Genomic DNA, 22266 nt, shown 5'->3' with positions numbered 1-22266 from the left:
TTTATATATTTTAATTTAATTTATATGGTGTTTCTGAAACTATTTCAGCTACATTTACAGCATGGTCACCTATTCTCTCAAAATTACTTATAACATCTAAGAATATAGCACCTACTGTAGCATTACATATTCCTGTATTAAGTCTTCTAATATGTGATGCTCTTAACTCTTTTTCTAAGCTATCTATTCTATCTTCTACTCCTCTTACTGTGCGAGCTTTTTCTTTATTATAATGTTTAAAGCAATCTATACTCATTTCCAATGCACTTACTGTGTAATTGAACATTGATAAAAGTTCTTTACTTGCCTCTTCTGAAAATACTATATGTTTTGCCATTTTTTCACTAGCTAAATCTGCAATATTTTCAGCGTGATCTCCTATACGCTCAATATCATTTACCACATGAAACATTGCTGCCACAATATTTTTTTGCTCTTCACCAATTTCTGTATTTGAAAGTTTAACTAAAAATCTAGTTATATCATCCTCTAAAATATTTATCAATTTTTCATTCCCATAAACTTTATTAAGAGATTCTTCATTATTATTGTTAAAGGCATCCATAGCTAATTCTAAATTGTCTTTTGCCTTGTTTGCCATTCTTACTAATTCATTTGTAGTTTGTCCTAAGGCAATAACCGGAGTTTCTAGTAATCTTTCATCTATGTATTGTACTCCCATTGCTTCTTTTTCATCTTCTCCTGGGATTATTCTGTTTACTATATATACTAATAATTTAATACATGGCATTAATATTAAAGTATTAATTATATTAAATATACTATGTGCGTTTGCTATTTGTCTTTTAACAGCTTCTGCTCCCATACCTGGTGTTATACCTTGAACTATGCCGGTTAACTGACCAATTAATGGTATGAATATTAATGTTCCTATAACGTTAAATAATAAGTGAATTAGTGCTGCTTTCTTAGCTGTTTTAGACGTTCCTATACTTGAAATCAGTGCTGTAACACAAGTTCCTATATTATTACCAAATAGTATAGGTACTGCAACATTAAGTGGCAATGCACCAGTTGACGCTAATGCAACTAATATTCCTGTTGATGCAGAAGAGCTCTGTATTACTGCTGTCATTACTACTCCTAATAAAACTCCTAATATTGTCTTACCTTGAAGTTTTATTATTAGCTCAGAAAAAAATGGTGAGTCTGCTAATGGAGACATTGAATTCTTCATCAATTCTAATCCTAAAAATAATATACCAAATCCTAATATAATATTACCAATTTGTTTAGTATTTTTTCTTTTAGTAAATAATACTATCATTGCACCTATGGCTAAAAATATTGGTGCAAGTGCATCAAATTGAAAACTTATAAGTTGTGCAGTAATTGTTGTACCTATATTGGCACCCATTATAACTGCAGTTGCTTGATATAAGTTCATAAGTCCTGCATTAACAAATCCTACAATCATAACTGTAGTAGCACTACTACTTTGTATAATTGCTGTAACTATTGCTCCTGTTAATACTCCTTTTACTGGGTTTGATGTTATCCTATCAAATATTCCTTTTAGTTTATCTCCGGCAGCATTTTCAAGCCCATCACCCATCATTTTCATTCCGTAGAGAAATAAACCAAGTCCTCCAAATAAATTAATCACTGTAATAAATACTTCCATACATTACCTCCAAAAAAATTTGCTCAGTAAAATTCCATTTAAATGATACAATATATCTTCGGTACTGTTAATACGTAATTTGCAAATTTAACATAAACATAACATAATCTTTAGCTTTCGTGAAATTTTAAAATATAATTAAATATGGGGATAATCTATTATATTAATAATAAGCTTCATTAATTATATAATTTATTCTATCCACTACTAGAAAATTTACACAAAAAAATGCATATACTCTACTGAGTATATGCATCTCACATATGTATTCCAAAGATTAACACTTGAATAACCTTGGTATAAATACGTAAATAAATCCGAAATACTATCTTTTTGAGAACTGAGAAGCTCTTCTTGCTTTTTTAAGACCGTATTTCTTTCTTTCTTTCATTCTTGGATCTCTTGTTAAGAAACCAGCTTTCTTTAATTCTGGTCTTAAATTTTCATCAGCTTTTAATAGTGCTCTTGATACTCCGTGTCTTATAGCACCAGCTTGACCTGTATATCCACCACCGTGTACGTTAACTAAAACGTCGAATTTTTCTTTTGTTCCAGTTAATGCTAATGGTTGATTAACTATAAATCTTAATGTTTCTAATCCAAAATAATTTTCTATATCTCTTTTATTTATGATAACTTTACCTTCTCCTGGTACAAGTCTAACTCTAGCAACTGATTTCTTTCTTCTTCCTGTTCCAAAATATTGAACTTTTGCCATTTTTCTTCCTCCCTCCAACTACTAGCTTATTTGTATCTTAACTCTAATACTTCTGGGTTTTGAGCATGATTCTTATGCTCTGGTCCTCTGTATACAGTTAATTTTTTAAGCATTTTTCTTCCTAATACTCCATTTGGAAGCATTCTTCTTACAGCTTCTTCAAATACAAACTCTGGCTTTTTAGCTAAAGCTTCTCTGTATGGAGTTTCTTTTAGTCCACCTGGATATAATGAGTGGTGTCTTAACATTTTTTGATCTAATTTTTTTCCAGTTAAAACGATTTTATCCGCATTTACAACTATTACATAGTCTCCAGTATCAACATGTGGTGTAAATTGTGGTTTATTTTTTCCTCTTAATATAGAAGCTATTTGGCTAGCAGCTCTTCCTAATGGCATTCCTGCAACATCAACTACATACCATTTTTTTTGAACTTCATTTGGTTTTGCTAAGTATGATTTCATTTCTTTTCCCTCCCTGAATTTTTAACAGTCCGAATTCTATGCTAAAGATCCGGGGCTAGTGGATCTTATACACAATTTTACTATACAAACATAGATATTATAATACAATTTGCCACGCGTGTCAATTATTTAAAATATTATTACATAATAAAAACATATATTTTTTATGTTAAAATATAACTAATTAATAATAGACTTCTTCTAGGCATAAACCTTGTGGTGGTGCAGTTTTTCCTGCTTCTGACCTGTCTTTAGAATTTATAATATCTATAATAGTTTCTGGCTTTATTTTATTAGTACCTACATCAACTAATGTACCTACTATTATTCTTACCATATTATATAAAAATCCATCTGCTGAAGCATATATTTTTATATAATTTCCTAGTTTTTCTACTTTAAGCTCTGTTATATTTCTAGTAGATGTTTTCACAGAACTTCCATTATTCCTAAAAGCTGAAAAATCATGAGTACCTATAAAATGTTTAGTAGCTTCCTGCATTTTTGCTACATCTAGATCATATTTACATTGATATGTAAAATTTCTATCAATAGTTGCTTTAACAGATCTTTCAAGTATAGTATAGCTATACTTTTTCCCTATACAGTCATATCTTGCATGAAAGTTTAGTGGTACTTCTGAAGATTCTAATATGGCTATATCACAAGGAAGCTTTATGTTTAAAGCCTCTCTAAACTTATGGCTTGGTATAGTACTATTAGTGTGAAAATTACATACATATTTTCTTGAATGAACCTTACTGTCTGTCCTGCTACAACCTATAATTTCAATTTTCTCCTTAGTTAATTCACTAAGGATTTCTTCTAAAGTACCTTGTACCGTAATATTATTATTTTGTTTTTGCCATCCAGAATAATTGGTACCATCATACTCTACTATCAATTTTATATTTTTCATAGTCTAACACCTTTATAAATAAATTCTAAGTAATAAAATTAATGATGTATATACACCAAAGCCTATAAATGCTACAGTATCCTTATTTGTTAGCTTTAATACCTTCATTCTAGTTCTTCCTTCGCCACCTCTATAACATCTTGCCTCCATTGCCATAGCTAATTCTTCTGCCCTTCTAAAAGAGCTTATAAACAGTGGAACTAGCAACGGGATTAGATTCTTTGCTCGGCTTAATAGATTACCACTTTCAAAATCTGCACCTCTAGCCATTTGTGCTTTCATAATTTTATCTGTCTCATCCATAAGCGTAGGTATAAATCTAAGTGCTATTGTCATCATCATAGCTAATTCGTGGGCTGGAACCCCTATTTTTCTAAAAGGATTAAGTAACTTTTCTATACCATCAGTAAGTTCTATTGGTGAAGTAGTTAAAGTTAATAAAGATGTACCTGCAATCAAGAAAGTTAATCTTAATATCATAAATATGGCTAATATAATACCTTCCTTATATATCTTTATAAAACCCCACTCCCATAACGGAACTTCTCCTCTAGTAAAGAATAAATTGAATACTGCTGTAATTAACATCAATATAAATATTGGCTTTAACCCTTTATAAATATATCTAAAAGGAACTTTAGATATAAAAATAATTAATATTAGAAATAGAAATACCACTAAATACCCTATAAAGCTATTAACTAAAAATAAATCTATTATAAAGAATAGTGATATTAATATTTTAACTCTAGGATCAAGCTTATGTATAAAAGAGTCACCAGGAACATACTGTCCTATTGTAATATCTTTAATCATATTAACTCCTCCAATGGGTAAAAGAAAATTACACTTTTACACAATATATTATGAACTCTTTAGAACTCTTAGTATTTCAGTAGTAGCTTGTTTTAAGGTAAATATGTCTTCTGATATATCAAAGCCTTTTTTCCTAAGTTCTCTGATTAAATAAGTAACTTGTGGTACTGCAAGGCCAACTCTCTCTAAAGTTTCTACTTCTCTAAATATTAAATCTGGAGGACCGTCTAAAATACATTTTCCATCTTCCATAACTAATATTCTATTTGCTACTTTTGCTACATCTTCCATACTATGAGAAACTAAAATTATAGTCATATTATATTCTCTATGTAATAATTCTATCTTACCAAGTATCTCATCTCTTCCCTTCGGATCTAACCCAGCGGTAGGCTCATCTAATATAAGAACCTTAGGTTCCATAGCTACAACTCCTGCTATAGCTACTCTCCTTTTTTGACCTCCACTTAACTCAAAAGGTGATTTATCTTTATAAGTTTCATAGTCTAATCCAACTATATTCATTGCTCTCTTTACTCTAGAAGTAATTTCCTCTTCATTTAATCCTAAGTTACGAGGTCCAAAAGCAATATCCTTTTCTATAGTTTCTTCAAATAATTGATACTCAGCATATTGAAACACTAACCCTACTCTTTTTCTTATATCACTAAGCTTTACTCCATGAGCAGTAATATCTATATCATCTACTATTATCTTTCCTGAAGAAGGCTTTAATAATCCATTAATATGTTGAATCAAAGTCGATTTTCCTGAACCTGTATGACCTATTAGAGCCACAAACTCACCATCTTTTATCTCGACAGACACATTGTCTAGCGCTGTTTTTTCAAAAGGTGACTTCGGCATATATATATGAGTTAAATTTTCTATTTTAATTGACATAATGCATTCACCATCTCATCTATAGTTAATATATCTTCACTTATATCAACACCATTTTTCTTAAGCTCATAAGCAAGTTCTGTCATTTGAGGTACATCTAAACCAAGTTTTTTCATTGTTTCTACTTCTTTAAATACCTCTCTAGGAGTTCCTTCAATAACAATTTTTCCAGAATCCATAACATATATTTTGTCTGCTTCTACTGCTTCTTCCATATAGTGTGTTATAAGTACTATAGTTATCCCATATTCTTTATTTAAATCTCTAACGGTCTTTATAACTTCTTTTCTACCAGAAGGATCTAACATTGCTGTAGGTTCATCAAGAACTATACATTCTGGCATCATTGCCAAAATACCCGCTATAGCCACTCTTTGTTTTTGTCCACCAGATAGTAGATGTGGTCCATGTTTTTTATACTCATACATATTAACTCTTTTTAAAGAATCATCAACTCTTCTTCTTATTTCTTCAGGTTCAACTCCTAAATTCTCTGGTCCAAAAGCTACATCTTCTTCCACTATAGTTGCAACTATTTGATTATCTGGATTTTGGAATACCATACCTGCTTTATTTCTTATATTCCATACATTTTCCTCTACTGTCGTATCCAATCCACCTACATATAACTTACCTTCTGTAGGTATAAGTAATGCATTTATATGCTTAGCAAAAGTAGATTTTCCTGAACCATTATGACCTAAAATAACAACAAAATCTCCTTTGTTGATGTCAATATTAACAGAATCAATAGCTACTTTTACGTCATTACTTCCATTATTATCATATTTAAAAACTAAATTTTCACTGTGTATTTCGATTTTTTTATCATCAATTTTATCTAAAGCTTGAGGGTTCTCTGCCACGAAATTTTTATTTTTTTCCATTTCTCATCCCTCCATGTAATATCAAAAATACTCAATATCTATAATAAAATGGGGACTAAGCTAGGCATACTTAATCCCCTGGAATATATTATACTAATTCTAATATAACAACTTCTGCTCCGTCGCCTCTTCTTGGACCTACTTTCATTATTCTAGTATATCCACCATTTCTTTCAGCATACTTTGGAGCTACATTATCAAATAAATTTTTAACAACTTCTTCTTCAGTCACAAATGCAAGAACTTGTCTTCTAGCATGTAAGTCTCCTCTTTTAGCAAGAGTGATCATTTTTTCAGCTAGTCTCTTAGTTTCTTTAGCTCTAGTTTCAGTAGTTTCAATCTTTCCGTACTTTAAGAAACTAGTCACAAGATTTCTAAGCATTGCCATTCTTTGATCAGTTGGACGTCCTAACTTACGTTGTTGTGCCATGTCTATACCTCCTTACTCTTCGCTTGGTTTAAATGATAAATCCAAGGCTTCAAGTTTTTGTTCAACCTCTTCGAGAGATTTCTTTCCTAAGTTTCTAACTTTCATCATGTCATCCATAGATCTCTCTGTTAATTCTTGAACAGTATTTATACCTGCTCTTTTTAAGCAGTTGAAGCTTCTAACAGATAAATCAAGCTCTTCTATTGTCATTTCTAATACTTTTTCTTTTTTATCTTCTTCTTTTTCAACCATTATTTCAACATTATCCGCATGATCCGTTAATGTCATAAATAGCTTAAAGTGCTCGATAAGAATTTTAGCTGATAATCCTATTGCTTCATCAGGTCTAATTGTTCCATTAGTCCAAATTTCAATAGTCAACTTATCATAATCAGTAATTTGGCCTACTCTTGTGTTTTCAACTGTATAGTTAACTCTCTTAACAGGAGTATATATTGAGTCTACAGGTATAGTAGCTATAGGTTTATCTTCAGTTTTGTTTTTATTTTGAGAAACATAACCTCTTCCCTTGCTAACATTGATTTCCATAAATAACTTAGCATTTTCATCTAAAGTAGCAATATGAATATCCTTGTTAATAACTTCTACATCTCCATCAGTTCTAATATCAGCGCCTGTTACCTCACCTGGTCCTTCAGCGTCAATGTATACTGTTCTAGAACCTTCCCCTGTCATTTTTAAAGCTAATCCTTTTATGTTTAGAATTAACTCTGACACATCTTCTTTTACTCCATTTATTGTTGAAAATTCATGAAGTACACCTTCTATTTTAATTGAATTTGCAGCAACTCCAGGTAATGAAGAAAGAAGAATTCTTCTTAAAGCATTACCTAAAGTTATTCCATAACCTCTTTCTAATGGTTCAATGACAAACTTTCCATATGTACCATTTTCAGCGGTTTCTACACATTCTATTTTTGGCTTTTCTATTTCTAACATATATATAACCCTCCTTCTTTATTAAATGGGTGTTCTATTTTGAGGGCAACTGATTTAAATTATTGACTATTTGCTGTATAACTCGACGATTAATGTTTCGTTAACAGGAACATCTATATCTTCTCTAGCTGGTAAAGATAGAACCTTTCCTTCGAAAGCAGCTTGGTTAGCCTCTAACCAGTTAGGTAAAGTTTTTGGATTCTCATTGAACACTTTGAATTTCTCAGTAGCTCTGCTCTTTTCAGATACTGATATTACATCGTTTAATGAAACACTGTATGATGCGATGTCAACTTTTTTTCCATTCACTAAAAAGTGTCCATGATTAACTAATTGTCTCGCTTCAGCTCTTGAATTTCCGTATCCTAATCTATATACTACATTATCAAGTCTTAACTCAAGGTATCTTAATAGATTTTCACCTGTTATACCTCTTTGTTTTTCAGCTTTATCATAATATAGTCTAAATTGTTTTTCAAGAACTCCATATAATCTTTTCGCTTTTTGCTTTTCTCTTAATTGTAATCCGTAGTTTGATATTTTTTTTCTGCTTTGTCCGTGTTGTCCTGGTGCATAGCTTCTTCTAGCGAAAGCACATTTCTCTGTGAAGCATCTGTCACCTTTAAGGTTAAGTTTTAAACCTTCTCTTCTGCACAGTTTGCAAGTAGCTCCAGTATATCTTGCCATTAATTACACCTCCTGTTTACTAAACTCTTCTTCTTTTTGGTGGTCTACATCCGTTATGTGGAATTGGAGTTACGTCTTTTATTAAAGTAACCTCTAATCCAGCAGCTTGTAAAGATCTTATAGCCGCTTCTCTTCCTGCTCCTGGTCCTTTAACGTAAACTTCAACACTTTTTAATCCATGTTCCATTGCTGCTTTAGCTGCAGTTTCAGCTGCCATTTGAGCTGCGAATGGTGTGCTCTTTCTTGATCCTCTAAATCCTAATCCACCTGCACTAGCCCATGACAATGCGTTTCCAGCTGCATCAGTAAGCGTAACGATGGAATTGTTGAAAGTAGATTTAATATGTGCTGCACCATGCTCAACATTTTTTCTTTCTTTTCTTCTTCTACTTCTTTTAACTTTTTGAGCCATTATATTCCCTCCTTACTATTTCTTTTTGCCCGCTATTGTCTTTTTAGGACCTTTTCTTGTTCTAGCGTTTGTTTTTGTCTTTTGTCCTCTTACTGGAAGTCCTCTTCTATGTCTTATTCCTCTGTAAGATCCGATTTCCATTAATCTTTTTATATCAAGAGCAACTCTTCTTCTTAAGTCACCTTCAACTAATATATTCTTGTTTATATACTCTCTTAAAGCATTAACTTCTTCCTCAGTTAAATCTTTAACTCTTGTGTCTGGATTAACTGACGTAGCTTCAAGTATTTCGTGTGATTTTGGTAATCCTATACCAAATATATAAGTTAGACCTATCTCAACTCTTTTTTCTCTTGGTAGGTCAACACCTGCTATTCTTGCCATCTACAACTTGCACCTCCTAAGTACATTAAATACTCTAACTAGCTATTTACTAGCCTTGTTTTTGTTTATGTTTAGGATTTTCACAGATAACCATTACTCTTCCTTTTCTTTTTATAACTTTACATTTTTCACATATAGGTTTAACTGATGGTCTTACTTTCATAGCTAACCCTCCTTATTACTTATCTCTCCAAGTTATTCTCCCACGTGTCNNAAAGCTCTATTGTAACCTTATCGCCTGGTAATATCCTAATAAAGTTCATTCTTAACTTTCCTGATATATGTGCTAATATTTTATGCCCACTCTCAAGTTCAACTTGAAACATTGCATTGGGTAGTGCTTCTAAAACTACACCTTGCATTTCAATTATATCATCTTTTGACATAAGGTAATCAAACCTCCTCAACCTGCAAAAACTTTCTTATCTTAGAATTACTAATCTTCTTACCTTGTAAGATTAGTTCACTGATCTCATCTGCTGTTATATCTGTGAAAATTAAATGTTTAATTTTCTTTTTCTTAGGTTTCTCAATCTTTCTTAAGTCTCCATCTGAAATATAGACATAATCAGCATTTAGTATACCTACTATTATAAAGTATCTATTACGATCTCTTCCTGATTTAGAATGTACCACCTTACCTAAAAGGTTATTATCATCCAATCCATTCACCTCATTAGCTTAAAGTTAATATTTCAGGACCACTGTTTAATATAGCCACAGTGTTTTCGTAGTGTGCGGATAAGCTTCCGTCACTTGTAACAACCGTCCATCCATTAGGTTTTACCTTAACATTAAACTTACCAATGTTTATCATAGGTTCAATTGCAAGAACCATTCCATGAGATAGCTTTGGCCCTCTACCAGCAGTGCCGTAATTAGGAACCTGAGGATCTTCATGCATGGACTTACCAATACCGTGTCCTACAAAATCCCTAACCACAGAATACCCAAAGCTTTCAGCATAAATTTGAATTGCTGCTGATATATCTGTAAGCCTATTATTCACCTTTGCCTTTTCAACACCCTTGAAAAAACATTCTTTAGTAACTCTAATAAGCTCCTCAGCTTCTTTAGATATTTTACCTACTGGAAAAGTTCTAGCTGCATCACCATGAAACCCATTTAGAACTGCTCCACAATCTACACTTATGATATCTCCTTCTTGTAAAACCCTGTTATCAGGGATTCCATGAATAACTTCATCATTCACTGATGCACATATGGAAGCCGGAAATCCACCGTATCCTTTAAAAGATGGTTTTGCACCCTGTTCTAATATGAACTCTTCCGCTAATTTATTGATTTCTGCAGTTGTTATTCCAGGCTTTATTACCGCCTCTATGGTTGCAAGTGTATCAGCAACTACTTTACCTGCATTTCTCATATATTCAATTTCCATATCACTTTTAATTATTATCACTATTTATCGCTCCTAAGATACCACAAATATTCTTAAAAACATCATTAATAGCTTGGGTTCCATCAACTTCGGATAGAAGGTCTTGCTCCTTATAGTAATCTATAAGTGGTTGTGTTTGAGCATCATATATTTCAAGACGTTCATTTACTGTTTCTTCACAGTCATCATCTCTTTGTATTACAACGCTACCACAAATGTCACATTTGCCTTCTACTTTAGTAGGATTAAACTTAACATGATAGCTTGCTCCACAGCTTAAACAAACTCTTCTGCCCGTCATTCTATCAATTATATACTCTTTTGGAACCTTTATTAATAGAGCTGTATCAAGTTTCTTTCCTTTTTCCTGTAAAAAGTTTTTTAGGGCTTCTGCTTGATTTACAGTTCTTGGATAGCCATCAAGTAAAAAACCACTTTTACAGTCTTCTTGCTCTAATCTATCCTGTACGATATCTATGGTTAGTTTGTCAGGCACTAAATGGCCTTTATCTATATAACTCTTAGCTTCGATTCCTAGAGGAGTTTTTTCAGAAATGTTTTTTCTAAAAATGTCTCCTGTTGATATATGCGGTATGGAGTATTTATTACTAATCGATTTAGCTTGTGTTCCTTTTCCGGCTCCCGGAGGACCTAATAAAATGATTTTCACTAGCATCAACTCCAAAATATTTATTTAAGGAAACCTTGGTAATGTCTCATTACTAATTGTGATTCAAGCTGCTTCATTGTTTCAAGAGCAACTCCAACAATAATTAATATGCTAGTTCCTCCAAAGGCTATCCCTTTAAATTTAGTATAAGATTCCATTATAATTGGGAATACAGCTATTATTCCTGCAAAAGTTCCTCCTATTATGGATACTTTAGTTAAAACTTTTTCTAAGAAAATTGCTGTTTTCTCTCCTGGTCTTATACCTGGTATAAACCCTGATGATTTATGCATATTTTCAGCCATCTCATCCGGTTTTAATGTAACTATGGTATAGAACCATGAGAAAAATAATATTAATACGAAATACACTACTACATATTTTAAAGACCCTCTTTGGAATATACTCCAAGGACTTTCCAATACAAACGTTGCAAAAGAAGATTTTGGCCAAATTCTAGCTATTGTTTCAGGTAATTGCATCACTGACATAGAAAAAATTATCGCCATAACTCCAGATGAATTTAAGCTAAAAGGAATGTGCGTTGATTGTCCTTTGAACACCTTATTTCCTACTGCTTTTCCTGCATATTGTACAGGCACTCTTCTTTCTGCTAAATTTACTACAATAACTGATAATAATAAAGCCAAAGCTACTAGTATAAATATTATAACCTCTACTATGCTTACTGAACCGGCCTTTTGAAGTCCGCCAATTTGGTAAGCCATGGTTGGAATGGTAGAAATAATATTTACGAAAATTATTACTGAAACTCCATTTCCAATTCCATATACTTGTATCTGTTCGCCTAACCATACTAATAATGTCGAACCAGCAGTGGTTGTAAGAATTACTAAAAACAACCCAAATTTTCCATCCATTTGAAGTGCTCCAGCACTATTTATCATAGCATATACAGCAATACCTTGAACTACTGAAAAAACTATTGCTGCAATTCTTGTGTAGTTTTGAATTTTTTGTCTTCCGTCTTGGCCTTCTTTAGAAAGTTGCTCTAAATATGGAACTGCTATTGTTAATAGTTGCAATACGATTGATGCATTTATGTATGGTCCTACACCCATGGCAAATATACTAAACTTGCTTAGAGCACCACCGGAAAGCATATCATAGAAGGTGAACAATGTTCCTGAGCTTGTTAAGTTAGCTAGCTTACTAGCATCTACCCCAGGAACAGGAATAAATATCCCTAGTCTAAATATCACCACTATAAATAACGTAAATAGCATCCTTTTTCTAAGCTCTGGAACTTTCCAAGCATTTCGTAGGGTTGATAACATCTATATCACCTCAACTTTGCCTCCAGCGGCTTCGATCTTTTCAGCAGCAGCTTTAGAGATTTTGTTAACTTTAACAGTTAAATTTCTCTCTAAGTTACCATTTCCTAATATTTTAACACCATCATAAACTTTTTTAATTACTCCTCTTTCGATTAGTAATTCTGGTGTTACTTCTGTACCATTTTCAAATATATTTAATCTATCAACATTTATGCAAGCATATTCTTTAGCGAATATGTTAGTGAATCCTCTTTTAGGTAATCTTCTGTATAAAGGCATTTGACCTCCCTCAAATCCAGGTCTTACACCACCGCCTGATCTTGAGTTCTGTCCATTTTGGCCTCTTCCTGCAGTTTTACCCCAGCCTGAACCAGTACCTCTACCAACTCTTTTAGCGGCTCTTTTTGATCCTTCTGCAGGTCTTAACTCATGAAGTTTCATAGTCTACACCTCCTTGTATTATGCTTCTTCTACTTTCAGTAGGTAATTAACTTTGTTTACCATACCTCTGATTTGAGGAGTTTCCTCGTGCTCTACAGTCTTACCTATTTTCTTTAATCCTAATGCATTAACTGTAGCTATATGGTCTTTTTTTCTACCGATTAAGCTTTTTGTTAATGTTATTTTAAGTTTAGCCAAGGTCATTCCCCTCCTATCCTAAAATTTCTTCAACAGTTTTGCCTCTTAATTTAGCAACTTGTTCTGCTGTTCTTAAGTTTGCTAATCCATTGATTGTAGCATTTACCATGTTTCTTGGATTGTTAGAACCTAAAGATTTAGCTCTAACGTCTTTTAATCCTGCAAGCTCAAGCACCGCTCTTGCTGGACCTCCAGCGATAACTCCTGTACCTTCTGCTGCTGGCATTATATGCACTCTTCCAGTACCAAATTTTCCATCTATAGTATGAGGAACTGTAGTTCCATCTAATTCAACTTTTACAAGGTTCTTCTTAGCATCTTCAATACCTTTTCTTATAGCTTCAGGTATTTCAATAGATTTACCCATTCCAACGCCAACGTGTCCGTTTTCATCTCCAACAACTACTAGTGCGCTGAATCTGAAGTTTCTTCCACCTTTAACAACCTTAGCAACTCTATTAATAAAAACAACTTTTTCTTTAAGATCTAGTGTGCTAGGATCTATTTTCATGAATTTCCCTCCTTTTTTTAGAATTGAAGTCCTGCTTCTCTTGCGCCTTCTGCAAGCATTTGTACTCTTCCGTGGTAAACGTATCCGCCTCTGTCAAATACCACTTCTTTTATTCCGTTTTCTAACGCTTTTTTAGCTATTAACTCTCCAACAGCTTTAGCAGCTTCTTTGTTGCTTCCAGCCTTTAATTCAAGGTTTTTATCTAAACTTGAAGCAGCAACTAAAGTTCTTCCAGCTACGTCATCTATAATTTGAGCATATATGTTCTTTTCACTTCTATAAACAGCTAATCTTGGTCTATCAGCTGTTCCAGATATCTTTTTACGTACTCTTAAGTGACGAGTTTCTCTTGATAGTTTTCTATCAGCCTTTTTGAACATTACCTTCACTCCTTCCCACTATTTATTATTTACCTGTTTTACCTTCTTTACGTCTTATAACTTCATCAGAATATTTAATTCCTTTTCCTTTATAAGGCTCAGGTTTTCTCCACGCTCTAATATCGGCAGCAATATCTCCAACTAGTTCTTTATCTATGCCTTTAACGTGTATTGTATTAGCATCAGGAGTTTCAAATGTGATTCCTGGAACTGCTTCTACTTCAACTGGATGTGAGAATCCAAGGTTTAATGTTAATTTATTTCCTTTTAGTGTTGCTCTGTATCCAACACCAACTAATTGAAGTATTTTAGTATAACCGTTAGTTACTCCGATTACCATGTTATTTATTAATGCTCTTGTTAATCCATGAAGAGCTCTATGTTCTTTTGCATCGCTTGGTCTTGTAACAACCACTGAATTATCTTCTATAGCTATATTTATAACCTTTGCCATTGCTTTAGTTAATTCACCTTTAGGTCCTTTAACTGTAACAACGTTCTCTGGTGATACTGTAACTGTTACACCGCTTGGTATAGCTATTGGAAGTCTTCCTACTCTTGACATAATTGCACCTCCTGTTCATCAAACTACCAGATATAGCAGATTACTTCTCCACCTAATCCTAATTTTCTAGCTTCTCTATCAGTTACGATTCCTTTTGAAGTAGATATTACTGCTACTCCTAAGCCATTTAATACTTTTGGAACATCCTCATTCTTTGTGTATACTCTTAAGCCTGGTTTAGATATTCTCTTAAGTCCTGTTATTACTCTCTCTTTGTTTTGACCATACTTCATAGTAAGTCTTAACATTGCTACAGAACCATCTTGATATTCTTCTATATTTTTAAGGTATCCTTCTTGAAGCATTATGTTTGCGATTGCCTTCTTTATGTTTGAAGAAGGAACTTCTAATATTTCGTGTCTAACAACATTTGCATTTCTTATACGAGTTAGCAAATCTGCGATAGGGTCAGTCATAACCATTTATTGTGCCTCCTTTCATATAATGAATTTATTACCAACTTGCCTTCTTACATCCAGGAATTTGTCCTTTATAAGCAAGTTCTCTGAAACAAATACGGCAAATACCAAATTTCTTTAATACAGAATGTGGTCTTCCACATAGTCTGCATCTTGTATAAGCTCTAGTTGAATATTTAGGCTCTTTTTTCCATTTTTCTATTAAAGCTTTACGTGCCACGTTATTCCCTCCTTATTATTGAGCAAATGGCATTCCAAGGAATCTTAATAGTTCTCTTGCTTCCTCGTCTGTCTTTGCAGTAGTAACGAATATTACATCCATACCTCTTACTTTGTCAATCTTATCATATTCTACTTCAGGGAATATTAATTGCTCTTTTATTCCTAATGCGTAGTTACCTCTTCCATCAAAGGATTTTGAAGGAACTCCTCTGAAGTCTCTAATTCTAGGTATAGCAATGTTGATTAGCTTATCTGCAAATTCAAACATTTTTTGCTTTCTTAATGTAACTTTACATCCTATTGGCATGTTATCTCTTATTTTAAAGTTTGCTACAGAGTTCTTAGCTCTTGTTAAGATTGCCTTTTGTCCTGTTATTAGTTGCATGTCAGCAACAGCAGCCTCAAGAACCTTAGAATTATCTTTAGCTTCTCCAACTCCCATATTTACTACTATTTTTTCAAGCTTAGGTACTTCCATTATGTTTTTATATCCGAACTTCTCCATCATAGCTTGAACTACTTCATTATTGTATTTTTCTTGTAGTCTTGCAACCATTGGTTAAACCTCCTTTCGCGAATTAAAATGTTTCTCCGCACTTCTTGCACACTCTTACTTTAGTGCCATCATCTAATATTTTATTACTTATTCTAGTAACAGATTTACACTTATTGCAGTATAACATAACTTTTGAACTGTTTATAGCTCCTTCAAAGTGTACTATTCCACCTTGCATGTTTTGCTTATTAGGTTTTTGGTGTTTAGTAACAACACTAACGTCCTTAACTACAACTTTTCCTTTTTTAGGATAAACAGCTAGAACTTCACCAATTTTTCCTTTATCTTTACCAGAAATAACCATTACTGTGTCTTTCTTTCTAACATGAACTTTCATTATAGCTACCTCCTATCTTATAGAACTTCAGGTGCTAATGATAATATCTTATTAAATTCTTTATCTCTTAGCTCCCTAGCAACAGGTCCGAAGATACGAGTTCCTCTTGGATTTTTATCTTCTTTTATTACAACAGCTGCATTTTCATCAAATTTAATGTATGAACCATCTGCTCTTCTTAAACCTTTTACTGATCTAACAATAACTGCTTTTATAACGTCACCTTTTTTAACAACTCCACCTGGTGTTGCACTTTTAACGCTAGCAACGATTATATCTCCGATGTTTCCCCATTTTCTTTTGGAACCACCTAGTACTCTAATACACATTATTTCCTTAGCACCAGAGTTATCTGCTACCTTTAATAATGTTTGTTGTTGTATCATGTAAAATACCCTCCTTTCAGTTAACTATTTAGCTTTCTCAGTGATTTCAACAAGTCTCCATCTTTTATCTTTTGATAATGGTCTTGTCTCCATAATTAATACTCTATCATTAATTCTAGCTTCATTATTTTCATCATGAGCTTTGAATTTTGTAGTTCTGTTAACTGTTTTTCCGTACAGTGGATGTCTAACCTTTGTTTCAACTGCAACAACGATTGTTTTATCCATCTTATCAGAAACAACTCTTCCTATTCTTGTCTTTCTATTTCCTCTTTCCACAAGACGAACCTCCTTTCAGTATTACTGCTCAAAAGCCCTTAATTCTTCTTCTCTAAGGATGGTTTTAATTTGGGCTATAGATTTTTTAACTTGTTTAATTCTCATTGGGTTTTCTAACTGTCCTGTAGCTAACTGAAATCTAAGGTTAAATAATTCTGATTTTAAATCAGTTAATTTTACTTGTAAATCTTGAGGAGTACTTTGTCTCAACTCTTTTAATTCATTAGCCTTCATTGATTTCACCACCCATTTCCTCAAAATCTTTTCTTGTCACAAACTTAGTTTTAATTGGTAGTTTGTGAGATGCTAGTCTCATAGCTTCTCTAGCAGCTTCTTCTGAAACTCCAGAGATTTCAAATAACACTCTGCCTGGTTTAACTACTGCTACCCAGTACTCTGGTGAACCTTTACCAGATCCCATACGTGTTTCAGCTGGCTTCTCAGTAACTGGCTTATCAGGGAAGATTTTTATCCAAACCTTTCCTCCTCTTCTTACGTATCTATTTATAGCTATTCTGGCAGACTCAATTTGGTTGCTTGTTATCCAACCACATTCAGTTGCTTGTAAAGCGTAATCTCCGTAAGCGATGAAGTTACCTCTAGTAGCTTTACCTTTCATTCTTCCACGATGAACCTTACGATGTTTAACTCTTTTAGGCATTAACATGTCATATTCCTCCTTCCTTACACGTTATTAAGCGTTAGCTTCTTCCTTTTCAACTTTCTTTGTTGGAAGAACTTCGCCTCTATATACCCAAACTTTAACTCCAATTTTTCCATAAATTGTATTCGCTTCTGCAAATCCATAATCTATGTCAGCTCTTAAAGTTTGTAGCGGAATTGTTCCTTCATGGTAAAATTCTGCTCTAGCAATCTCTGCTCCGCCTAGTCTTCCTGAACAAGCTGTTTTAACTCCTTTAACACCTGTTCTCATAGCTCTTTGAATTGTTTGTTTCATAGCTCTTCTAAAAGATATTCTCTTTTCTAATTGAGCTGCTATGCTTTCAGCCATTAATTGAGCGTTGTTTTCTGGGTTTCTAACTTCTACGATATTAATAAGAACATTACTAGCTTTAACAATGTTCTTTAATCCTTTTTTAAGTTCTTCTATACCTTGACCGCCTTTTCCTATAACCATTCCTGGTTTAGCAGTATGTATATTAAGTTTCATTCTTTTTGCTGCTCTTTCAATTTCTATTCTAGAAATTCCTGCAACGTATAACTTCTTTTTAAGGTATTCTCTTACATGATTGTCTTCAACTAAATTGTCTGCAAAATTAGTTCCTTCTGCGTACCATTTAGCATCCCAATCTTTGATTACACCAACTCTTAAGCCGTGTGGATGTACTTTTTGTCCCACTATATATCCCTCCTTCTTATGCTCTTTCTTTAATTACTAAAGTTATATGGCTAGTTTTCTTTCTTATTCTGAAAGCTCTTCCTTGCGCATGTGGTCTAAATCTTTTTAATGTTGGACCTTGACCAGTATGTGCACTTGCAACATATAATCTATTTTTATCTAAACTTAAATTATTTTCTGCATTTGCAACTGCTGACTTTAGTACTTTGTTTACAACTTCAGCTGCATCTTTTGGAGTATATTGTAATATAGCAAAAGCTTCATTTACATCTTTACCTCTTATTAAATCAAGAACGATACCAACTTTCATTGGAGACATTCTTACATATCTTGCTATAGCTTTAGCTTCCATCGTGTATTTCCTCCTTCCCGGACTATCTTACTTTGCTTGATTTTGACTTATCGATGTGACCTTTGAAAGTTCTAGTTAATGCGAATTCACCTAACTTATGTCCTACCATATCTTCTTGGATATATACAGGAACGTGTTTTCTTCCGTCATGAACTGCGATAGTATGACCTATCATTTGTGGGAAAATAGTAGAACTTCTTGACCAAGTTTTTACAACTTTCTTCTCACCATTTTTGTTCATCTCATTGATTTTATTTAAAAGCGACTCTTTAACAAAAGGTCCTTTTTTTATAGATCTACCCATGTGTTAGCGGCCTCCCTTCATACAATGTATGCGTAGTTCAGAAGAGAATAAAATATTCCCTTCTTATTATTTCTTATTTCTTCTCTTAACAATAAATTTATCAGAGTATTTTTTAGTTTTTCTAGTTTTGTATCCAAGAGCTGGTTTACCCCATGGAGTAAGTGGACTTGCGTGTCCGATAGGAGATTTTCCCTCTCCACCTCCGTGTGGATGGTCATTAGGGTTCATAACAGAACCTCTTACTGTAGGTCTGAAACCCAAATGCCTTTTTCTTCCTGCTTTACCTATTTTAACAATTTCATGAGTTAAGTTAGAAACTGTTCCTATAGTAGCTCTACAGTTAATTCTTACATATCTTACTTCTCCACTTGGAAGTCTTACTTGAGCATATTCTCCTTCTTTAGCCATAAGTTGAGCTGAAGAACCTGCTGATCTAACAAGTTGAGCACCTTTTCCAACTTGTAACTCTATGTTATGAATTACACTACCAACTGGTATGTTAGCTATTGGAAGAGTGTTTCCTACTTTTATATCTGCATCTGGACCAGATACTATTACATCTCCAACTTTTAATCCTACTGGAGCTATTATGTATCTCTTTTCACCATCTGCGTATACAACTAGAGCAATGTATGCTGATCTATTTGGATCATACTCAATAGTTGCAACCTTTGCTGGAATACCATCTTTTCTTCTCTTAAAGTCAATTATTCTATATTTTTGTTTCGCTCCACCACCGCGGTGACGAACAGTAATTTTACCATGGGCATTTCTACCACCTGATTTTGTCTTACTTACAAGAAGTGACTTTTCTGGTACATCAGTAGTTATTTCTTCAAATGTAGCCATTGTCATATTTCTTCTTGAAGGTGTGGTAGGTCTAAACTTCTTAACTGCCATTAGGTTTCCCTCCTTCTTTTCGCTTATCTGGTTCTAAACCAATAAATGCTTATTCGCTAACTACATTCCTTCAAAGAACTCTATAGTTTTACTATCTGCAGTTAATGTAACTATTGCTTTTTTGAAGTTTGCTCTTTTACCAACATGAACTCCAACTCTCTTAGTTTTTCCTAAGCTTCTAATTGTAGCTACATTTTCTACTTCTACTCCAAAAACTTCTTCTACTGCTTTCTTTATTTGGAATTTATTAGCGTGTATGTCAACTATGAAAGTGTATTTTTTATCAGCCATTGCTGCCATACTTTTTTCAGTTATAACAGGTTTTCTTATTATATCATGGCTTGTCATTTTCATTATGCATACACCTCCTCAATTTTAGATACAGCTTCTTTAGTTACCACAAACTTCTCGTATTTTAATATGTCATATACGTTTAAGTTGTTTACTGGTAACACAGCTACTCCTGGTATATTTCTAGCTGATTTATAAACATTCTCGTTTGACTCAGCTACTACTATTAAAGTTTTCTTAGCTTCAAAAGCACTTAAAACTTTTATCATTTCTTTAGTCTTAGGAGCTTCAAAATTTAAACTTTCTAATACTATCATTTCATTGTCAACAACTTTTGAAGTTAAAGCTGACTTCATAGCTGTTCTTCTCATGCTTTTTGGAATTGAAACTCTATAGTCTCTTGGCTTTGGTGCAAATACGATACCACCATGAATCCATTGTGGTGCTCTTATTGAACCTTGTCTTGCTCTACCAGTTCCTTTTTGTCTCCATGGTTTTATACCACCGCCGCGAACTTCAGCTCTAGTTTTAGCGCTTTGAGTTCCTTGTCTTTTATTAGCTAATTGAGCTAATACTACTTGATGCATAGCATCTCTGCTTACTTCAACATCAAATATATTTTCATTTAATTGGATATCTCCAACTTCTTTTCCTTCTTTATTAAACACTTTTAATGTAGGCATTCTGTATCCTCCTTTCCCTAAGCTTTAACAGCGTCTCTAATTACTACAAGACCTTTATTTGGTCCTGGTATTCCACCTTTTATAAGGATTATGTTTTTCTCAGGTATTACTCTTACGATTTCTAAACTTAATACTGTTGTATTAACATTTCCCATATGTCCAGGCATTCTCTTGTTTTTGAAAGTTCTAGCAGCATCTGTAGCTCCCATAGAACCTACTGCTCTGTGGAACTTAGATCCGTGAGTCATCGGTCCTCTGTGGAAGTTCCATCTTTTAATTACGCCTTGGAATCCCTTACCTTTAGATACTCCAGAAACGTCTACTTTATCTCCTGCTGCAAATACTTCAGCTTTTATTTCTGAACCAACTTCTAAGCCGCTCATGTCCTCTAATTTAAACTCTTTTATATGTCTCTTAACACCAACTCCAGCCTTTTCGAATTGACCTTTCATTGGCTTATTAACTAATTTTTCTCTTATATCTCCGAAAGCAACCTTAACTGATTCATATCCGTCAGTTTCAACAGTTTTCTTTTGGATAACTACGCATGGACCAGCTTCTACAACTGTTACTGGAACTACTTTTCTATTTTCATCAAATATTTGAGTCATTCCTAGTTTTTTACCCATTATAGCTTTTTTCATTCAAATACACCTCCTACTTATTAGCGGACCACCTCAGTGGTCATAATAGTTAGTAATAGTTATCTATTACTCGTACTCTTATGTACGTCTATAGTTTTATTTCTATATCTACGCCTGCTGGCAAGTCTAATCTCATTAACGCATCAACAGTTTTTGGTGATGGGCTTAATATATCGATTAGTCTCTTGTGAGTTCTTATTTCGAACTGCTCTCTTGAATCTTTGTATTTATGTGGAGCTCTTAAAACTGTTACTACATCTTTTTCAGTAGGTAGTGGTACTGGACCTGCTACTTTAGCTCCTGTAGATTTAGCTGTTTCTACAATTCTTTCAGCTGATTGATCTAATATATTGTGATCAAAAGCTTTTAATCTGATTCTGATTTTTTGTTTTGACATTGTATTCCCTCCTTTTCATCGCACGCTATACTTCTTACGTGCAACAGCGGATGTTCTGTAAACTGTTCCGGGTGTTGCATTAAATTAACGCAACACAGAGCAAACACAGACCCCGTCGCCCAATTCAAGATTAGGACATGCTCGGTGAAGAATTCCCCGGAAGTCCGGCAACCTCTTACCTCATCGCTGTTACCACTTTACAACTTCTATATTATACCGTACTCTATATACTTTGACAAGTATTTTTTAATTAATTTATACATTAATTTATAAATTAATTAATACGTTATAGTATTGGTAAATTTGTACTTTTTATGCAATATTATTAATTAAGGAGAAGGGCGTCCCCTTCTCCTTAAAGCCTAGGCATATTCTCATGTATACACTAAATTATCTAAATTACTAAGTTAAATAATTATATTACTTAATTATAGAAGTAACAACTC

38 protein-coding genes and 1 pseudogene are annotated in these 22266 nt (G+C 33.4%); all 39 read right to left on the bottom strand.

The window, feature by feature from the left end; genetic code table 11:
* Positions 1-10: 10 nt before the first annotated feature.
* The 39 genes and pseudogenes from B3603_RS04095 to rpsJ all read right to left on the bottom strand — a co-directional run bounded on the left by B3603_RS04095 (position 11) and on the right by rpsJ (position 21820).
* The gene (locus B3603_RS04095) at positions 11-1645 is read right to left on the bottom strand and encodes a Na/Pi cotransporter family protein (RefSeq protein WP_291561047.1); all 1635 of its coding nucleotides are present in this window, start codon (positions 1643-1645) and stop codon (positions 11-13) included.
* 325 nt (positions 1646-1970) lie between these two features.
* Complete coding sequence (gene rpsI, locus B3603_RS04090) at positions 1971-2363, bottom strand: 30S ribosomal protein S9 (RefSeq protein ID WP_291561045.1); 393 nt, start codon at positions 2361-2363, stop codon at positions 1971-1973.
* A gap of 26 nt (positions 2364-2389) precedes the next feature.
* Positions 2390-2827: a 50S ribosomal protein L13 gene (gene rplM, locus B3603_RS04085; RefSeq protein ID WP_291561043.1), complete on the bottom strand. Its 438-nt coding sequence runs from the start codon at positions 2825-2827 to the stop codon at positions 2390-2392.
* A 184-nt stretch (positions 2828-3011) separates the two neighbouring features.
* Positions 3012-3746 carry a tRNA pseudouridine(38-40) synthase TruA gene (truA, locus tag B3603_RS04080; protein ID WP_291561041.1) on the bottom strand — a complete coding sequence of 245 codons (735 nt, stop codon included), beginning with the start codon at positions 3744-3746 and terminating at the stop codon, positions 3012-3014.
* Between the two features lie 12 nt (positions 3747-3758).
* Positions 3759-4562: an energy-coupling factor transporter transmembrane component T family protein gene (locus B3603_RS04075; protein WP_291561038.1), complete on the bottom strand. Its 804-nt coding sequence runs from the start codon at positions 4560-4562 to the stop codon at positions 3759-3761.
* 48 nt (positions 4563-4610) lie between these two features.
* Entirely contained in the window at positions 4611-5465 is an 855-nt protein-coding gene (locus tag B3603_RS04070) for an energy-coupling factor transporter ATPase (RefSeq protein WP_291561036.1), read from the bottom strand.
* Positions 5450-6352 (bottom strand): energy-coupling factor transporter ATPase, encoded by a 903-nt coding sequence (locus tag B3603_RS04065; RefSeq protein ID WP_396151747.1) that lies wholly within the window; start codon positions 6350-6352, stop codon positions 5450-5452. Before B3603_RS04065 ends, B3603_RS04070 begins: the two co-directional genes overlap by 16 nt.
* 88 nt (positions 6353-6440) lie before the next feature.
* On the bottom strand, positions 6441-6782 hold the full coding sequence (gene rplQ, locus B3603_RS04060; protein ID WP_039630707.1) for a 50S ribosomal protein L17: 342 nt from the start codon (positions 6780-6782) through the stop codon (positions 6441-6443).
* Positions 6783-6794: 12 nt separating this feature from the next.
* On the bottom strand, positions 6795-7742 hold the full coding sequence (locus tag B3603_RS04055) for a DNA-directed RNA polymerase subunit alpha (RefSeq protein ID WP_291561034.1): 948 nt from the start codon (positions 7740-7742) through the stop codon (positions 6795-6797).
* 66 nt (positions 7743-7808) lie between these two features.
* Positions 7809-8429: a 30S ribosomal protein S4 gene (rpsD, locus tag B3603_RS04050; RefSeq protein WP_291561032.1), complete on the bottom strand. Its 621-nt coding sequence runs from the start codon at positions 8427-8429 to the stop codon at positions 7809-7811.
* A 19-nt stretch (positions 8430-8448) separates the two neighbouring features.
* Complete coding sequence (gene rpsK, locus B3603_RS04045) at positions 8449-8844, bottom strand: 30S ribosomal protein S11 (protein ID WP_186269536.1); 396 nt, start codon at positions 8842-8844, stop codon at positions 8449-8451.
* 12 nt (positions 8845-8856) lie between these two features.
* Positions 8857-9225 (bottom strand): 30S ribosomal protein S13, encoded by a 369-nt coding sequence (gene rpsM, locus B3603_RS04040; RefSeq protein WP_039630701.1) that lies wholly within the window; start codon positions 9223-9225, stop codon positions 8857-8859.
* A 49-nt stretch (positions 9226-9274) separates the two neighbouring features.
* Positions 9275-9388 (bottom strand): 50S ribosomal protein L36, encoded by a 114-nt coding sequence (gene rpmJ, locus B3603_RS04035; RefSeq protein ID WP_003373491.1) that lies wholly within the window; start codon positions 9386-9388, stop codon positions 9275-9277.
* Between the two features lie 15 nt (positions 9389-9403).
* Positions 9404-9611 (bottom strand): annotated as a pseudogene (gene infA, locus B3603_RS04030) (translation initiation factor IF-1).
* 7 nt (positions 9612-9618) lie between these two features.
* Complete coding sequence (locus B3603_RS04025) at positions 9619-9888, bottom strand: KOW domain-containing RNA-binding protein (protein WP_039630695.1); 270 nt, start codon at positions 9886-9888, stop codon at positions 9619-9621.
* Positions 9889-9901: 13 nt separating this feature from the next.
* Positions 9902-10648, bottom strand: coding sequence for a type I methionyl aminopeptidase (gene map, locus B3603_RS04020; RefSeq protein WP_291561029.1), 747 nt, complete (start codon positions 10646-10648; stop codon positions 9902-9904).
* Complete coding sequence (locus tag B3603_RS04015) at positions 10635-11297, bottom strand: adenylate kinase (RefSeq protein ID WP_291561025.1); 663 nt, start codon at positions 11295-11297, stop codon at positions 10635-10637. Before B3603_RS04015 ends, map begins: the two co-directional genes overlap by 14 nt.
* Positions 11298-11317: 20 nt before the next feature.
* Positions 11318-12595, bottom strand: coding sequence for a preprotein translocase subunit SecY (gene secY, locus B3603_RS04010; protein WP_291561022.1), 1278 nt, complete (start codon positions 12593-12595; stop codon positions 11318-11320).
* Positions 12596-13036 (bottom strand): 50S ribosomal protein L15, encoded by a 441-nt coding sequence (gene rplO / locus B3603_RS04005; RefSeq protein WP_291561019.1) that lies wholly within the window; start codon positions 13034-13036, stop codon positions 12596-12598.
* Positions 13037-13054: 18 nt separating this feature from the next.
* Complete coding sequence (rpmD, locus tag B3603_RS04000) at positions 13055-13234, bottom strand: 50S ribosomal protein L30 (RefSeq protein ID WP_039630685.1); 180 nt, start codon at positions 13232-13234, stop codon at positions 13055-13057.
* 13 nt (positions 13235-13247) lie between these two features.
* On the bottom strand, positions 13248-13745 hold the full coding sequence (gene rpsE / locus B3603_RS03995) for a 30S ribosomal protein S5 (protein ID WP_291561016.1): 498 nt from the start codon (positions 13743-13745) through the stop codon (positions 13248-13250).
* A 17-nt stretch (positions 13746-13762) separates the two neighbouring features.
* A complete protein-coding gene (gene rplR, locus B3603_RS03990) occupies positions 13763-14125 on the bottom strand; it encodes a 50S ribosomal protein L18 (protein WP_039630681.1) in 363 nt (120 codons plus the stop codon).
* A gap of 25 nt (positions 14126-14150) precedes the next feature.
* The gene (gene rplF / locus B3603_RS03985) at positions 14151-14690 is read right to left on the bottom strand and encodes a 50S ribosomal protein L6 (protein ID WP_291561014.1); all 540 of its coding nucleotides are present in this window, start codon (positions 14688-14690) and stop codon (positions 14151-14153) included.
* Between the two features lie 23 nt (positions 14691-14713).
* On the bottom strand, positions 14714-15112 hold the full coding sequence (gene rpsH / locus B3603_RS03980) for a 30S ribosomal protein S8 (protein WP_039630678.1): 399 nt from the start codon (positions 15110-15112) through the stop codon (positions 14714-14716).
* A gap of 31 nt (positions 15113-15143) precedes the next feature.
* A complete protein-coding gene (locus B3603_RS03975) occupies positions 15144-15329 on the bottom strand; it encodes a type Z 30S ribosomal protein S14 (protein WP_010295312.1) in 186 nt (61 codons plus the stop codon).
* A gap of 15 nt (positions 15330-15344) precedes the next feature.
* On the bottom strand, positions 15345-15887 hold the full coding sequence (gene rplE / locus B3603_RS03970) for a 50S ribosomal protein L5 (RefSeq protein WP_291561007.1): 543 nt from the start codon (positions 15885-15887) through the stop codon (positions 15345-15347).
* 22 nt (positions 15888-15909) lie between these two features.
* Positions 15910-16227 (bottom strand): 50S ribosomal protein L24, encoded by a 318-nt coding sequence (rplX, locus tag B3603_RS03965; RefSeq protein WP_291561453.1) that lies wholly within the window; start codon positions 16225-16227, stop codon positions 15910-15912.
* Positions 16228-16241: 14 nt separating this feature from the next.
* Complete coding sequence (gene rplN / locus B3603_RS03960) at positions 16242-16610, bottom strand: 50S ribosomal protein L14 (RefSeq protein ID WP_291561005.1); 369 nt, start codon at positions 16608-16610, stop codon at positions 16242-16244.
* A gap of 24 nt (positions 16611-16634) precedes the next feature.
* Entirely contained in the window at positions 16635-16889 is a 255-nt protein-coding gene (gene rpsQ, locus B3603_RS03955) for a 30S ribosomal protein S17 (RefSeq protein WP_039630667.1), read from the bottom strand.
* A gap of 21 nt (positions 16890-16910) precedes the next feature.
* The gene (gene rpmC / locus B3603_RS03950; protein WP_039630665.1) at positions 16911-17123 is read right to left on the bottom strand and encodes a 50S ribosomal protein L29; all 213 of its coding nucleotides are present in this window, start codon (positions 17121-17123) and stop codon (positions 16911-16913) included.
* Positions 17113-17556, bottom strand: a complete 444-nt coding sequence (rplP, locus tag B3603_RS03945; RefSeq protein ID WP_291560999.1) for a 50S ribosomal protein L16 — start codon at positions 17554-17556, stop codon at positions 17113-17115. Before rplP ends, rpmC begins: the two co-directional genes overlap by 11 nt.
* Before the next feature lie 27 nt (positions 17557-17583).
* A complete protein-coding gene (rpsC, locus tag B3603_RS03940) occupies positions 17584-18249 on the bottom strand; it encodes a 30S ribosomal protein S3 (protein ID WP_291560997.1) in 666 nt (221 codons plus the stop codon).
* Positions 18250-18265: 16 nt separating this feature from the next.
* Positions 18266-18601 (bottom strand): 50S ribosomal protein L22, encoded by a 336-nt coding sequence (rplV, locus tag B3603_RS03935; RefSeq protein ID WP_291560995.1) that lies wholly within the window; start codon positions 18599-18601, stop codon positions 18266-18268.
* 22 nt (positions 18602-18623) lie between these two features.
* Positions 18624-18905, bottom strand: a complete 282-nt coding sequence (rpsS, locus tag B3603_RS03930) for a 30S ribosomal protein S19 (RefSeq protein ID WP_039630657.1) — start codon at positions 18903-18905, stop codon at positions 18624-18626.
* Positions 18906-18971: 66 nt separating this feature from the next.
* Positions 18972-19805: a 50S ribosomal protein L2 gene (gene rplB, locus B3603_RS03925; RefSeq protein ID WP_291560992.1), complete on the bottom strand. Its 834-nt coding sequence runs from the start codon at positions 19803-19805 to the stop codon at positions 18972-18974.
* Positions 19806-19865: 60 nt separating this feature from the next.
* Positions 19866-20159 (bottom strand): 50S ribosomal protein L23, encoded by a 294-nt coding sequence (gene rplW, locus B3603_RS03920; protein WP_291560989.1) that lies wholly within the window; start codon positions 20157-20159, stop codon positions 19866-19868.
* Positions 20159-20779: a 50S ribosomal protein L4 gene (gene rplD / locus B3603_RS03915; RefSeq protein ID WP_291560986.1), complete on the bottom strand. Its 621-nt coding sequence runs from the start codon at positions 20777-20779 to the stop codon at positions 20159-20161. The genes rplW and rplD overlap by 1 nt, the downstream gene beginning before the upstream one ends.
* Positions 20780-20796: 17 nt before the next feature.
* Positions 20797-21423, bottom strand: coding sequence for a 50S ribosomal protein L3 (gene rplC, locus B3603_RS03910; RefSeq protein ID WP_291560983.1), 627 nt, complete (start codon positions 21421-21423; stop codon positions 20797-20799).
* Positions 21424-21511: 88 nt separating this feature from the next.
* The gene (rpsJ, locus tag B3603_RS03905; RefSeq protein ID WP_039630647.1) at positions 21512-21820 is read right to left on the bottom strand and encodes a 30S ribosomal protein S10; all 309 of its coding nucleotides are present in this window, start codon (positions 21818-21820) and stop codon (positions 21512-21514) included.
* Positions 21821-22266: the final 446 nt, after the last annotated feature.

It is taken from the genome of Clostridium sp. UBA2485, assembly GCF_002341865.1.
GTDB lineage: Bacteria > Bacillota > Clostridia > Clostridiales > Clostridiaceae > Clostridium_J.
Note: the sequence above shows the minus strand (reverse complement) of the source record. Positions and strands in the feature narration are given on the sequence as shown.

Bases quoted from the DNA above. Each gene is read 5' to 3' on its own strand.
- B3603_RS04095 (WP_291561047.1), bottom strand. From the start codon at position 1,645: ATGGAAGTATTTATTACAGTGATTAATTTATTTGGAGGACTTGGTTTA.
- rpsI (WP_291561045.1), bottom strand. From the start codon at position 2,363: ATGGCAAAAGTTCAATATTTTGGAACAGGAAGAAGAAAGAAATCAGTT.
- rplM (WP_291561043.1), bottom strand. From the start codon at position 2,827: ATGAAATCATACTTAGCAAAACCAAATGAAGTTCAAAAAAAATGGTAT.
- truA (WP_291561041.1), bottom strand. From the start codon at position 3,746: ATGAAAAATATAAAATTGATAGTAGAGTATGATGGTACCAATTATTCT.
- B3603_RS04075 (WP_291561038.1), bottom strand. From the start codon at position 4,562: ATGATTAAAGATATTACAATAGGACAGTATGTTCCTGGTGACTCTTTT.
- B3603_RS04070 (WP_291561036.1), bottom strand. From the start codon at position 5,465: ATGTCAATTAAAATAGAAAATTTAACTCATATATATATGCCGAAGTCA.
- B3603_RS04065 (WP_396151747.1), bottom strand. From the start codon at position 6,352: ATGGAAAAAAATAAAAATTTCGTGGCAGAGAACCCTCAAGCTTTAGAT.
- rplQ (WP_039630707.1), bottom strand. From the start codon at position 6,782: ATGGCACAACAACGTAAGTTAGGACGTCCAACTGATCAAAGAATGGCA.
- B3603_RS04055 (WP_291561034.1), bottom strand. From the start codon at position 7,742: ATGTTAGAAATAGAAAAGCCAAAAATAGAATGTGTAGAAACCGCTGAA.
- rpsD (WP_291561032.1), bottom strand. From the start codon at position 8,429: ATGGCAAGATATACTGGAGCTACTTGCAAACTGTGCAGAAGAGAAGGT.
- rpsM (WP_039630701.1), bottom strand. From the start codon at position 9,225: ATGGCAAGAATAGCAGGTGTTGACCTACCAAGAGAAAAAAGAGTTGAG.
- rpmJ (WP_003373491.1), bottom strand. From the start codon at position 9,388: ATGAAAGTAAGACCATCAGTTAAACCTATATGTGAAAAATGTAAAGTT.
- secY (WP_291561022.1), bottom strand. From the start codon at position 12,595: ATGTTATCAACCCTACGAAATGCTTGGAAAGTTCCAGAGCTTAGAAAA.
- rplO (WP_291561019.1), bottom strand. From the start codon at position 13,036: ATGAAACTTCATGAGTTAAGACCTGCAGAAGGATCAAAAAGAGCCGCT.
- rpsE (WP_291561016.1), bottom strand. From the start codon at position 13,745: ATGAAAATAGATCCTAGCACACTAGATCTTAAAGAAAAAGTTGTTTTT.
- rplR (WP_039630681.1), bottom strand. From the start codon at position 14,125: ATGTTCAAAAAGGCTGATAGAAAACTATCAAGAGAAACTCGTCACTTA.
- rplF (WP_291561014.1), bottom strand. From the start codon at position 14,690: ATGTCAAGAGTAGGAAGACTTCCAATAGCTATACCAAGCGGTGTAACA.
- rpsH (WP_039630678.1), bottom strand. From the start codon at position 15,112: ATGGTTATGACTGACCCTATCGCAGATTTGCTAACTCGTATAAGAAAT.
- rplE (WP_291561007.1), bottom strand. From the start codon at position 15,887: ATGGTTGCAAGACTACAAGAAAAATACAATAATGAAGTAGTTCAAGCT.
- rplN (WP_291561005.1), bottom strand. From the start codon at position 16,610: ATGATACAACAACAAACATTATTAAAGGTAGCAGATAACTCTGGTGCT.
- rpmC (WP_039630665.1), bottom strand. From the start codon at position 17,123: ATGAAGGCTAATGAATTAAAAGAGTTGAGACAAAGTACTCCTCAAGAT.
- rplP (WP_291560999.1), bottom strand. From the start codon at position 17,556: ATGTTAATGCCTAAAAGAGTTAAACATCGTAAGGTTCATCGTGGAAGA.
- rplV (WP_291560995.1), bottom strand. From the start codon at position 18,601: ATGGAAGCTAAAGCTATAGCAAGATATGTAAGAATGTCTCCAATGAAA.
- rpsS (WP_039630657.1), bottom strand. From the start codon at position 18,905: ATGGGTAGATCTATAAAAAAAGGACCTTTTGTTAAAGAGTCGCTTTTA.
- rplB (WP_291560992.1), bottom strand. From the start codon at position 19,805: ATGGCAGTTAAGAAGTTTAGACCTACCACACCTTCAAGAAGAAATATG.
- rplW (WP_291560989.1), bottom strand. From the start codon at position 20,159: ATGAAAATGACAAGCCATGATATAATAAGAAAACCTGTTATAACTGAA.
- rplD (WP_291560986.1), bottom strand. From the start codon at position 20,779: ATGCCTACATTAAAAGTGTTTAATAAAGAAGGAAAAGAAGTTGGAGAT.
- rplC (WP_291560983.1), bottom strand. From the start codon at position 21,423: ATGAAAAAAGCTATAATGGGTAAAAAACTAGGAATGACTCAAATATTT.
- rpsJ (WP_039630647.1), bottom strand. From the start codon at position 21,820: ATGTCAAAACAAAAAATCAGAATCAGATTAAAAGCTTTTGATCACAAT.